Raw genomic sequence first — 11,946 nt, forward strand, 5'->3', positions numbered from 1 at the left:
GCGCCTTTGCACCGCCTATGGGCGAAGAACAAAAAAAAACGCCGGGCAATGCCCGGCGTTTTTTCAATTCGTACCGACCAACGATATTCGCGCCGTCCTGGCGCTCACCCTTCGGGCCGGCGCTTTGCACCGTTGAGAACGGCTCCTGCCGTTCTCTTCGGCACCTGTCGTGGCGTGCGATCAGCCCAGCAGGTGGGCGACGCCCGAACGCTCTTCTTCCAGCTCGGCCAGGGTCTTGTCGATGTACTTCTGGCTGAAGTCGTCGACCGGCAGATCCTTGACCAGGGTGTACTCGCCGTTCTCGGTGGTGACCGCGAAGCCGAAGATCACGCCTTCCGGAATGCCGTAGGAGCCGTCGGATGGCACGCCCATGGTGACCCACTTACCGTTGCTGCCCAGCACCCAGTCACGGATGTGGTCGACGGCGGCATTGGCGGCCGAGGCGGCCGAGGACGAGCCACGGGCTTCGATGATCGCCGCGCCGCGCTTGCCCACGGTCGGGATGAAGGTGGAGGCGTTCCATTCCTGGTCGTTGATCGCCTCGGCGATGGAGGCACCCTCGGCGGTGGCGAAACGGTAATCCGGGTACATGGTCGGGCTGTGGTTGCCCCACACGATCAGCTTCTCCATGCCACCGACCGGCTTGCCGAGCTTGGTCGACAGCTGGCTCAGTGCACGGTTGTGGTCCAGGCGCAGCATGGCGGTGAAGTTGCGCGGGTTCAGATCCGGTGCCGACTTCATGGCGATGTAGGCATTGGTGTTGGCCGGGTTGCCGACCACCAGCACCTTGACGTCACGCTTGGCGACCTTGTTCAGCGCCGCGCCCTGGGCGGTGAAGATCTTGGCGTTTTCCAGCAGCAGATCCTTGCGCTCCATGCCCGGGCCGCGCGGACGCGCGCCGACCAGCAGGGCGATATCGGCATCCTTGAAGGCCACTTCGGCGTCATCGGTACCGACCATGCCGGCCAGCAGCGGGAAGGCGCAGTCTTCCAGTTCCATCATCACGCCGCGCAGGGCGGCCTGGGCCTTGTCGACCGGCAGCTCCAGCAGCTGCAGGATGACCGGCTGGTCCTTGCCCAGCATGTCGCCGGAGGCGATGCGGAACAGCAGGGCGTAGCCGATCTGGCCGGCGGCGCCGGTCACGGCAACACGAACAGGTGCTTTCATGGGGATTTCCTCTGCTAAGAATCGTAAAAACGGCCCCCTTCACAGGGGGCCGTCGGGATCGGATCAGGCGCTGGGGATGAGCTTGTTCCACTCCGCCACGCGCTCGGCCTGGGCGGCCAGCACGGCGTCGGTGTCGCCTTCCAGGGTGATCGAATGGATCACGTCGCCCTGCTTGACCGAGTCCACGATGGCCTGGCCGTCGAGCACCTGGCCGAACACGGTGTGCTTGCCGTCCAGCCAATCGGTCTTGATGTGGGTGATGAAGAACTGGCTGCCGTTCGTGTTCGGGCCGGCATTGGCCATCGACAGCGAACCGACCTGGTGCTTCACGCCATTCTTTTCATCTTCGAACTTGTAGCCCGGGCCGCCGGTGCCCTGGCCCTTGGGGCAGCCGCCCTGGATCATGAAGTCCGGGATCACGCGGTGGAAGACCAGGCCGTCATAGAAGCCGTGCTTGACCAGGTTGACGAAGTTGGCGACCGTCAGCGGGGCCTTGTCGGCGAACAGCTCGACCTTGATCGGGCCCTGGGTGGTGTCGAAAGTGGCGATGAGGGACATGCAAATCCTTGGGGTACGGGGGTTTGTCGTTAGCCCCATAGGATACACCCGTGGTATGCACCACCGCATGCGCGCTGCCGCCCCACGCTTCGCTGCGCGAACCGCGGGCCCCTCTTACCAGCACCCACACCCCCGCCGCTTCGCGGCAGCCCCCTGACTCAGGGGGCGATGGTGCTTCCTGCATCATCGCGGCCACCCGGACAGGCGCCCCTCACACAGCTGAATGCCCGTCCGGCAAGGCTTGCGACGTACTTTTCGCGATTGGTCATCTTGGCCGTATAATGTTGGACTTCTTTTTCCAAATCCGGCGCCGACTGGCCCCCTTTCGCATGTCTATCGAAAATCTTCGCAACATCGCCATCGTCGCCCACGTCGACCACGGTAAGACCACCCTCGTCGACCAGCTGCTCAAGCAGTCCGGCACCCTCTCCGAGCGCACCGTGCTCGCTGAGCGCGTGATGGACAGCAATGACCAGGAAAAGGAACGCGGCATCACCATCCTGGCCAAGAACACGGCCATCACCTGGGAAGACAAGAAGACCGGTATCAAGAACCGGATCAACATCGTCGACACCCCGGGACACGCCGACTTCGGCGGCGAAGTGGAGCGCGTGCTGTCGATGGTCGACACCGTGCTGATCCTCGTCGATGCGATGGACGGCCCGATGCCGCAGACCCGCTTCGTGACCCAGAAGGCCTTCGCGATGGGCTTCAAGCCGATCGTCGTGGTCAACAAGGTCGACCGTCCGGGCTCGCGTCCGGATTGGGTGATCGACCAGGTCTTCGACCTGTTCGACAAGCTCGGCGCCACCAATGAGCAGCTCGACTTCCCGATCGTCTACGCCTCGGCCCTGAACGGCTACGCGGGCCTGGAAGACACCGTGCGCGACGGCGACATGACCCCGCTGTACGAAGCGATCATGCAGCACGCGCCGATGCCGGAAGTGGACCCGGAAGGTCCGTTCCAGATGCGCATCAGCCAGTTGGACTACAACAACTTCGTGGGCGTGATCGGCATCGGCCGCGTGCAGCGCGGCACCCTGAAGAAGAACATGCAGGTCGCGGTCATCGATCGTGAAGGCAAGAAGCGCAACGGCAAGGTCGCGCAGGTGCTGGGCTTCCTGGGCCTGGAGCGCATCGAGCAGGACACCGCCGAGGCCGGCGACATCGTCGCCATCTCCGGTATTCCGGAACTGACCATCTCCGACACCCTGTGCCACCCGGATACCCCGGAAGCCCTGCCGGCGCTGACCGTCGATGAACCGACGATCTCGATGACCTTCCAGGTCAACAACTCGCCGTTCGCCGGCAACAAGGACCTGTCCGGTGGCAAGTTCCTGACCAGCCGCCAGATCAAGGACCGCCTGGATCGCGAGCAGGTCCACAACGTGGCCCTGAAGGTGGAACAGCTGGAAGACGCCGACAAGTTCCTGGTCTCCGGCCGTGGCGAACTGCACCTGTCGGTGCTGATCGAGAACATGCGTCGTGAAGGCTACGAGCTGGCCGTGTCGCGTCCGGAAGTGATCATCAAGCAGATCGACGGCCAGGCCATGGAGCCGATCGAGCAGCTGGTGGTGGACATCGAAGAGCAGCACCAGGGCGGCGTGATGGAAAAGCTGGGCACCCGCAAGGGCCAGCTGAAGAACATGGAGCCGGACGGCAAGGGCCGTGTGCGCCTGGAATACCAGATCCCGGCCCGTGGCCTGATCGGTTTCCAGAACGAGTTCAAGACCCTGACCCAGGGTTCGGGCCTGCTGTTCCACGTGTTCGACCATTACGGCCCGAAGGAACAGGGTTCGATCGCCAAGCGCCAGAACGGCGTGATGATCGCCAATGCCCCGGGTGCCACCCCGGCGTACTCCCTGGGCCCGCTGCAGGAACGCGGCAAGCTGTTCGCTGCTGAAGGCGACAACGTGTATGAAGGCCAGCTGGTCGGCATCCACTCCAAGGACAACGACCTGACCGTCAACGCGATCAAGACCAAGCCGCTGACCAACATGCGCGCCTCCGGCAAGGACGATGCGATCCAGCTGACCCCGGCGATCAAGTACTCGCTGGAGCAGGCCCTGGACTTCATCGAAGACGACGAGCTGGTCGAGATCACCCCGAAGGAAATCCGCCTTCGCAAGAAGGGCCTGACCGAAAGCGACCGCAAGAAGGCCTCGCGCGGCGGCTGATCGGACCCATTGTCGTGATCGACAAGCCCTATAACCCGGATCCTCACAAGCATCCGGGGCTTCACCTGATCGCCTTGCTGGAAGCCAGCAAGGCGGTTCTGGCGCTATTGGCTGCGACCGGGCTGGAAATGCTCGGTCCGCAGCCCCTGCGCGATGCGGTCAATGCCCTGATCCGCCGGTTCAGCCTGGACCCGGATCACGGCACCCTGCCCTCGCTGCTCAACATGATCAGCCCCGATGCAGTGCATCTGGCGGCTGCTGCGATGGTCGCCTACGGCGTCCTGCACTTATTCGAGGCCTGGGGCCTCTGGCGCGCCAAAGCCTGGGCTTCCTGGCTGGGCTGCGTCACCGCCGGCATCTACCTGCCGTTCGATATCTACGCCATTCTCCGCCATCCGGGCTGGGCCTCGTGGTCGGTGCTGGTGATCAATCTGATCGTGGTCGGCGTACTTGCCCGCGATATCCGCAAACGCCACGGCACGATCGCCAACGCGGCTTGAGTTGCCAAGCGCCGCCTGTGCTGGTTAGCCTGTCGGCCGGTTCGGGGGAACAGGCATGCGCCTGACACTGACGTCATTGATGCTCATCGCACTGGCCGGCTGCAGCCCGGGCCCGGCGCCTCTGCATGCCCGCGAATCGCCCACGCCCTCACCGACCGCAGCGCTGCCCTTCGCCTATGCCGAGGCCGACATCAGCGCGCTGCAAGCGCGGATGGCCAGCGGCGAGCTGGACAGCGTCACTCTGGCCCGCGCCTACCTGGACCGCATCGCCCGCCTCGACCGGGCCGGCCCGCGCCTGCGCGCGGTGATCGAGCTCAATCCCGATGCGCTGCGCGAAGCTGCCCAGCTGGACGCCGAGCGCCGCCAAGGGCAGCTGCGCGGCCCGCTGCACGGCATCCCGCTGCTGCTCAAGGACAACATCGGCGCCAGCCCCATGAGCACCACGGCCGGTTCGCTCGCGCTGGAAGGCTTCCGCCCCGACGATGCGTTCCTGGTCAAGCGGCTGCGCGCGGCGGGTGCGCTGATCCTGGGCAAGACCAACCTCAGTGAGTGGGCCAACTTCCGCTCCAGCCAGTCGATCTCCGGCTGGAGCGCGCGCGGCGGCCAGACCCGCAATCCCTACCGGCTCAGCCATAACCCGTGCGGCTCCAGCAGTGGCAGCGCGGTGGCGGTCTCGGCCAATCTGGCGGTGGCCGCGATCGGCACCGAGACCGACGGCAGCATCGTCTGCCCGGCCGCGGTCAACGGCGTGGTCGGCTTGAAGCCGACCGTGGGACTGGTCAGCCGCGAAGGCATCATCCCGATCTCTTTCAGCCAGGACACCGCCGGCCCGATGACGCGCAGCGTGGCCGATGCGGCCGCCCTGCTGACCGCCATGGCCGGCCGGGACGAGGCTGACCCGGCTACCGCCACCATGCCGGGGCGCGCCGTGTACGACTACACCTCGCGCTTGAACGCCGATGGCCTGCGCGGTGCGCGGATCGGCGTGCTGTATGGCGACCTGCTGCAGAAGCCGGGCATCGCCCCGGCCCTGCAGCATGCCGTGGCCGTGCTGCGCGACGCGGGCGCGACCGTGGTGCCGGTGCAGTTGCCGACCCAGGGCCAGTGGCAGGAGGCTGAGCAGATCGTGCTGATGCATGAGTTCAAGGCTGGGCTGCAGCGCTACTTCACCACCTACCAGGCGCCGGTGCGCACGCTGGACGACGTCATCGCGTGGAACCGGCAGCATGCGGGCAAGGAACTGGCGCTGTTCGATCAGGACCTGATGGACACCGCCACCACCATGGGCGGCCTGGGCACCCCGGCGTACATCCGCGCACGCAGCGATGCGCGCCGGCTGGCCGGCCCGGACGGCATCGATGCAGTGCTGCGCGAGCAGAACCTCGATGCGCTGGTGGCACCGACCACCGGGGTGGCCTGGCCGATCCGGCCCGGCCGCGGCGATGACTTCCCCGGTGAAAGCTACAGCGCGGCCGCGGTAGCGGGGTACCCCAGCCTGACCGTGCCGATGGCGCACGTGAACGGGCTGCCGCTGGGGCTGCTGTTCATGGGCACCGCCTGGAGCGAGCCGCGGCTGATCGAGCTGGGCTACGCCTACGAGCAGCGCACCCGCGCACGTCGCCCGCCGCGATTCCAGACCGACACCCTGCTGACGAACGGCGTCGCGCCCTGAGGGGCGTGTACCGGCCAACGGCCGGCATTACCGGGATGCGTCACCCGGGTCCGGCAGGACCGCCGGCTCCCCATCTTCGGCACCGGGCGAACGCACGTCCTCGGCCGGCTGCGAACGCGCGCGGCGCGTCGGCGTGGCCTCCTGATTGAGCTCGGCGCGGGTGCGCGGCAACGACTGAGGATGTTCGCGGGCGAGGAAATCGAGCATGCGTTCGCGCACGATGCAGCGTAGATCGAAGGCATCGCCGGAGTTGCGTGCGCTCACCAGCAGACGCACCTGCAGGGTGTGTTCGCTGGTCTCGGTCACCTGGGTCACGCAGACCTGGCCATCCCACAGCGCCTCGCCGTTGCAGATGCGCTCCAGTTCGGCGCGGATCGCCGGGATCGGCGCGGTGTAATCCAGCCACAGGAAGGCGGTGCCGAGCAGATCGGCGCTGCGCCGCGTCCAGTTCTGGAACGGGTGTTCGATGAACCAGGTCAGCGGCACCACCATGCGTCGCGCATCCCAGATCCGCACCACCACGTAGCTGCTGTTGATCTCTTCCACACGGCCCCACTCGCCCTCGACGATCACCACATCGTCCAGCCGGATCGGCTGGGTCAAGGCGATCTGCAGGCCGGCGATCAGGTTGCCGAACACCGGCTTGGCCGCGATACCGGCGACCAGGCCGATGATGCCGGCCGAGGCCAGCAGCGCGGTGCCGATCTGGCGCACCATCGGGAAGGTGAGCAGGATCAGCGAGACGCCGACCAGGATGATCGCGCCCATCAACACGCGGCTCAGCACCCGGGTCTGGGTCTGGATGCGGCGCGCTTCGAGGTTGTCGGACACCTCCATCGGATGGTCGCGCAGGATCGCCTGCTCGCCCGCGGCCACGGCCCGCACCAGCAGCCAGATGACGCAGCCGGTCACACCGATGTGCAGCAGCCGCAGTGCCTGTTCGAGCCGGTGCTCGTGCAGCGGCGTCGCTTCCAGCGCGGGAATCAACAGCAACAGCGGCAGGGCAAATGCCAGCGGCCGGCTGATCACGCGCGCGATGCGGGCGCGGCGGTAGTCGCGGTCTTTCAGCCGCCGCGTCAACGCCATCAACAACCACCAGCCGCTGATCCCGATCGCCAGTGCGATCGAGATCGGCCATAGATACAGCGCTGCCTGCTGCCAGTCCACGGTCACTGCACGCTCCTGTGTTCTTCGCAAGGAAGTGCACAGCATGCCGGTGCCACCATGACCATCGTGTCAGGCGAATGTAAGGTGCGTGTCGAGGACACGCACCGGTATCAGTCGGCGTAGTGCGCCTGTTTGCGCACGATCGCCATCGCGATTTCCAGCGACTGCTCGTAGTTCAGGCGCGGATCCACCGAGGAACGGTACGCGCGTTCCAGGTCGCGCTCGGTCAGCTCACGCGCACCGCCAGTGCATTCGGTCACGTCCTCACCGGTCAGCTCCAGATGCACGCCGCCCAGCCGCGTGCCGGCCGCGGCGTGCAGGTCGAAGGACATCTCGACCTCGCCACGCACGTTGTCGAAACGCCGCGTCTTGTAGCCGTTGCTGGTGCTCTCGGTGTTGCCATGCATCGCATCGCACACCCACAGCACGCGCCGGCCATCGCGCTTGACCGCATTCAACAGCGGCGGCAGTTTTTCGGCGATCTGTGCCGCCCCCATGCGGTGGATGAAGCTCAGGCGGCCCGGCTCGTCCTCGGGGTTGAGCACGTCGATCAGGCGCAGCAGCTGGTCCGGCTGCACCGACGGGCCCACCTTGATCGCGATCGGGTTGCGCACGCCACGCAGATACTCCACGTGTGCGCCATCGAGAGCGGCGGTGCGCATGCCGATCCACGGGTAATGCGTGCTCAGGTTCAACCAGCCCTGCTGGCGCGGCACCTGGCGGGTCAACGCCTGTTCGTAGGGCAGCAGCAGCGCTTCGTGCGAGGTGTAGAAATCGATCCGGTTGAGGTTGTACACCTGCGTGCCGGACAGGGTTTCCATGAAACGCACCGCATCGCCGATCGAGGACACCATCTTCTGGTAATCGGTAGCCAGCGGCGAGTGCCGCACCCACTCCAGGTTCCAGTATTCGGGGTGGTGCAGATCGGCGAAGCCGCCATCGATCAGCGCCCGCACGAAGTTCATCGTCATCGCCGAGTGCGCATGCGCCTGCAGCATCCGGCGCGGGTCCGGCAGACGGGCGGCCTCGGTGAACTCCGGCGCATTGATCACGTCACCCCGATAGCTGGGCAGGGTCAGGCCGTCGCGGGTTTCGGTATCGGCCGAGCGCGGCTTGGCGTACTGCCCGGCGAAACGCCCGACCCGGATCACCGGCTTGCGCATGCCGTGCACCAGCACCAGGCTCATCTGCAGCAGCACCTTGAGCCGGTTGGAGATGGTGGTGGATTCGCAGTCGCTGAAATTCTCCGCGCAGTCACCGCCCTGCAGCAGGAAGCGCTTGCCTTCCTGGGCATCGGCCAGCTGCTGCTTGAGCGCCAGGATTTCCCAGGAGGTCACCAGCGGCGGCAGCCGCTTCAGTTCGTGCAGGGCGGCATCCAGTGCCAGCGGGTCCGGGTAGGTTGGCATCTGCAGCGCCGGCTTGCCACGCCAGCTCTCCGGCGACCAGGCAGCGTCGACAGCGGTCGCGGCGGGATCGGCTACAGGCGGGGCGGACAGGCTCATCACGGACTTCCGGGGTGTGGGGCCGGTCATGGTCGCAGAGCGCGCCCCCGGCGCAAAGGGGCGGGCACGTGCCCGGAGGCTGAACGCTGAAGAAAGGTCACGGCGATCGGCCAGATCGCGCATGGTCCAGCGGCGTCGGACAGGCGCATGATTTGTTACGGAGTAACACTTGCCAGGCCGGCCCCTCCTCCCATCGCCCAGCCAAGCCATCCTCATGAAGCCCTCCCTGCTTGCTACCGGTATCGCTGTTTCCCTGGCCCTGACCGGCCTGCCCGCCCTCGCCGCCACCCCATCCAGCGCCGCCCCTGCGGTGACCGAGCTGGATGCGGTCACGGTCAGCGCCAAACTCGACCAGGCGCGCAATGCGCTGTCGCCGGATATCGGCAGCAGCCAGTACCAGATCACCGCCGAAGATATCCAGAACCTGCCGCGGGGTGCCTCCACCCCGTTGAACCAGGTGCTGCTGCAGGCCCCGGGCGTGGTCCAGGACTCCTACGGCGGCGTCCATGTGCGCGGCGACCATGCCAACCTCCAGTACCGCCTCAACGGCGTGCTGCTGCCCGAATCGATCTCCGGCTTCGGCCAGACCCTGGATGCCCGCGCGATCAAGAGCATCCGCCTGATGGACGGTGCGCTGCCGGCGCAGTTCGGCGAGCGCACGGCCGCTGTGGTGGACATCACCACCCGCAGCGGCGCCGAGTTGGGCGATGGCGGCAGCGCCGGCCTCACTGCCGGCTCCTACGGCAAGGTCAACCCCAACGCCTCGTGGTGGGGCAGCCAGGGCCGCTGGAGCTGGTATCTGACCGGCAACTACGACCAGAACCAGGTCGGCATGGAAAACCCCACCGCCTCGCGCAGGCCGGACCACGATGACACCCACCAGGGCAAGGCATTCGCCGACCTGACCTATCTGGTCAACGACGACACCCGCCTGAGCCTGTTCGCCGGGTTCTCCAACAACCGCTTCCAGATCCCGGTCAACCCTGGCCAGACCCCGCAGTTCGGCTACCTGGATACGGTCACTGCGGACTCCGCCGCGCTGGACGAAACCCAGCGCGAGACCACCCGCTTCGGCATGCTGGTGCTGCAGGGTGCGCTGGGCAGCACCGCCTACCAGGTTTCGGCCGGGCAGCGGTACAGCGACCTGTCCTTCAACCCGGACCTCGCCGGCGATCTGATCTTCAACGGCGTCGCCTCACAGGTGGAACGCAGCAACCGCGCCAACACCGTGCAGGCCGATTTCTCCACCCCGCTGGGCGAAAACCACACCTTGCGCTACGGCCTGTACGTCAACGCCGAACGCGCCCGCCGGCAGCGACACCTGGGTGTTCCCGGTCGACGCCGACGGCCAGCAGGCCAGCACCACGCCCCTGCGCATTCCGGAGGCGAGCGCCTTCAACGCCACCACCACCGCGGTCTATCTGCAGGACGAATGGCGCCTCGGCGAGGACTGGACGGTCAATTACGGCCTGCGCGGTGACCGCTACAAAGCGTTCGGCGGCACCGAAGGCCAGCTCAGCCCGCGGGTGGGCGTGGTCTGGAACGCCACCGACAGCACTACCGTGCACGCCGGGTACTCGCGCTACTTCACCCCGCCGGCCAGCGAACTGGTGGCCAGCAGCGACATCGCACTCTACGACGGCACCACCAACCAGCAACCGACCGGGGGGAGCACCACGCCGCTGTCCGAGCGCAGCGACTACTACGACATCGGCGTCTCCCAGCAGGTGGGCGAACACCTCACCCTGGGCCTGGACGCTTACGACCGCAAGGTCGACCGCCTGCAGGACGAAGGCCAGTTCGGCGCCGCCTACATCTACTCCACCTTCAACTATCGCCTCGGCCACATCCACGGCGTGGAGTTCAGCGCCGACTACAGCAACGGCCCGCTCAGCGCCTACGTCAACGCCGCCTACAACAAGGCCATGGGCAAGCAGGTCATCACCGGCCAATACAACCTCGCTCCCGAGGCACTGGCCTACGTCCAGAACAACTGGATCCATCTGGACCACGACCAGAAACTGACCTCGTCCGGCGGCATCAGCTACGCCTTCGCCGGGCACAACCGTCTTGGCGCGGACTACGTCTTCGGCAGCGGCCTGCGCTCGGATGCCGATGGCGTTCCCAATGGCGGCGAACTCCCTGCCTACCTGCAGCTCAACCTCAGCGCCGGCCACGACTTCAACGCCGACAGCGGCCACCCACTGCATGCACAGCTCGCCCTGGTCAACGCACTGGACCGCAGCTACCAACTGCGCGACGGCGGCGGCATCGGCGTCTTCGCCCCGCAATGGGGTCCCCGCCGCGGCGCCTACCTCAGCCTGCAGCAGGACTTCTGAGCTTCGCGAGAAAGCCCTGCCATTCAATCAGATCAGCAGCATCCAGACCTGATCGCAGCACCCGGCCTGGCACGCGTTGCGTGGCCAGGCCGAGGTCACTGAGTTGAGAAACGCCTCAGTGGCGGCGACGGGCACGGAACGCCGTCACCAGCGCCCACACCGCCAATGCCGCAAACCACACCAGGCTCCACATCGGCATCGTCAGGCCCAGGAACTGCCAATCGATGTTGCCGCAGTTGCCGGTACCGGTCAGCACGGTGCGGAACACCTCGAACGGCCCCATCGTCTCACTGAGGAAACTCAGCGGCGGCCCACAGCTCGAGCCCATGTCCTGCGGCAGCAACTGCACATACACATGGCGCCCGGCAATACCGATACCGACCGCGGCCGCGATGAAGGCCAGCACCCCATACGTCTTCCGCCCGGCCGGATCACGCGGACCATGCAGCGCTCCGATCAGGAACAGCAGCCCCAATGCCGCGAATGCAATCCGCTGGAAAATGCACAACGGACACGGCTCCAGCCCCATCTTCAACTGCAGGAAGATCGCATACCCCAACAGCGCCGCGCAGACCAGAAACCCCAACAGGAACTGGGCGCGGAAACTCCAACGCAATGGATTCATTGCCAACACTCGTGAAAGTCCAGGCCCCAAGATTAACAGGGCCGTGACCGCCCACGTCCATGCGCACCTGCCGACCATCGGCGCAGCGGACCGGACAGCATGTTCCGTACATCAGGCGGAACCACCCCAACGCAGCGACGGTACTGAGGAGCCGGCCAGCGGCCGGCACTACCCACGCACCGCGACCGCCACATGCTTTGCTTTACCCCCTGCGCACCGACCATGTGTGCAGGCGTTGG

The 11,946-nt window shown here is 66.3% G+C and carries 8 protein-coding genes and 1 pseudogene; 4 read left to right on the forward strand and 5 right to left on the reverse strand.

Annotated features, from left to right (window positions below; translation table 11 throughout):
* Positions 1-180: 180 nt before the first annotated feature.
* Together ACW6W5_RS05080 and ACW6W5_RS05085 are read right to left on the reverse strand one after the other, a co-directional pair.
* On the reverse strand, positions 181-1,167 hold the full coding sequence (locus ACW6W5_RS05080; protein ID WP_121042906.1) for a malate dehydrogenase: 987 nt from the start codon (positions 1,165-1,167) through the stop codon (positions 181-183).
* A gap of 63 nt (positions 1,168-1,230) precedes the next feature.
* Positions 1,231-1,725 (reverse strand): peptidylprolyl isomerase, encoded by a 495-nt coding sequence (locus tag ACW6W5_RS05085; protein ID WP_121042904.1) that lies wholly within the window; start codon positions 1,723-1,725, stop codon positions 1,231-1,233.
* A gap of 329 nt (positions 1,726-2,054) precedes the next feature.
* On the opposite strand from ACW6W5_RS05085, the gene typA reads away from it, so the two are divergent.
* The 3 genes from typA to ACW6W5_RS05100 are packed head-to-tail and all read left to right on the forward strand — an operon-like array spanning position 2,055 to position 6,074.
* Positions 2,055-3,902 (forward strand): translational GTPase TypA, encoded by a 1,848-nt coding sequence (typA, locus tag ACW6W5_RS05090; protein ID WP_121042902.1) that lies wholly within the window; start codon positions 2,055-2,057, stop codon positions 3,900-3,902.
* Positions 3,903-3,916: 14 nt separating this feature from the next.
* Complete coding sequence (locus tag ACW6W5_RS05095) at positions 3,917-4,402, forward strand: DUF2127 domain-containing protein (protein ID WP_121042900.1); 486 nt, start codon at positions 3,917-3,919, stop codon at positions 4,400-4,402.
* 55 nt (positions 4,403-4,457) lie between these two features.
* Positions 4,458-6,074, forward strand: a complete 1,617-nt coding sequence (locus ACW6W5_RS05100; protein WP_152154328.1) for an amidase — start codon at positions 4,458-4,460, stop codon at positions 6,072-6,074.
* A 27-nt stretch (positions 6,075-6,101) separates the two neighbouring features.
* On the opposite strand, the gene ACW6W5_RS05105 is transcribed toward ACW6W5_RS05100, so the two are convergent.
* Both ACW6W5_RS05105 and ACW6W5_RS05110 read right to left on the reverse strand, forming a co-directional pair.
* Positions 6,102-7,247 carry a mechanosensitive ion channel family protein gene (locus tag ACW6W5_RS05105; RefSeq protein ID WP_458233629.1) on the reverse strand — a complete coding sequence of 382 codons (1,146 nt, stop codon included), beginning with the start codon at positions 7,245-7,247 and terminating at the stop codon, positions 6,102-6,104.
* 104 nt (positions 7,248-7,351) lie between these two features.
* Positions 7,352-8,743 carry a class II 3-deoxy-7-phosphoheptulonate synthase gene (locus tag ACW6W5_RS05110; RefSeq protein ID WP_121042896.1) on the reverse strand — a complete coding sequence of 464 codons (1,392 nt, stop codon included), beginning with the start codon at positions 8,741-8,743 and terminating at the stop codon, positions 7,352-7,354.
* Between the two features lie 214 nt (positions 8,744-8,957).
* On the opposite strand from ACW6W5_RS05110, the pseudogene ACW6W5_RS05115 reads away from it, so the two are divergent.
* Positions 8,958-11,082, forward strand: a pseudogene (locus ACW6W5_RS05115) (TonB-dependent receptor).
* Positions 11,083-11,197: 115 nt separating this feature from the next.
* Here ACW6W5_RS05115 and ACW6W5_RS05120 read toward each other — a convergent pair.
* Positions 11,198-11,707, reverse strand: coding sequence for a disulfide bond formation protein B (locus tag ACW6W5_RS05120; protein WP_070426690.1), 510 nt, complete (start codon positions 11,705-11,707; stop codon positions 11,198-11,200).
* Positions 11,708-11,946 lie beyond the last annotated feature (239 nt).

This window comes from Stenotrophomonas sp. IS26 (assembly GCF_054188265.1).

Excerpts from the sequence above, each read along its gene's own strand:
- ACW6W5_RS05080 (WP_121042906.1), bottom strand. The coding sequence starts at position 1,167 with ATGAAAGCACCTGTTCGTGTTGCCGTGACCGGCGCCGCCGGCCAGATC.
- ACW6W5_RS05085 (WP_121042904.1), bottom strand. The coding sequence starts at position 1,725 with ATGTCCCTCATCGCCACTTTCGACACCACCCAGGGCCCGATCAAGGTC.
- typA (WP_121042902.1), top strand. The coding sequence starts at position 2,055 with ATGTCTATCGAAAATCTTCGCAACATCGCCATCGTCGCCCACGTCGAC.
- ACW6W5_RS05100 (WP_152154328.1), top strand. The coding sequence starts at position 4,458 with ATGCGCCTGACACTGACGTCATTGATGCTCATCGCACTGGCCGGCTGC.
- ACW6W5_RS05110 (WP_121042896.1), bottom strand. The coding sequence starts at position 8,743 with ATGAGCCTGTCCGCCCCGCCTGTAGCCGATCCCGCCGCGACCGCTGTC.
- ACW6W5_RS05120 (WP_070426690.1), bottom strand. The coding sequence starts at position 11,707 with ATGAATCCATTGCGTTGGAGTTTCCGCGCCCAGTTCCTGTTGGGGTTT.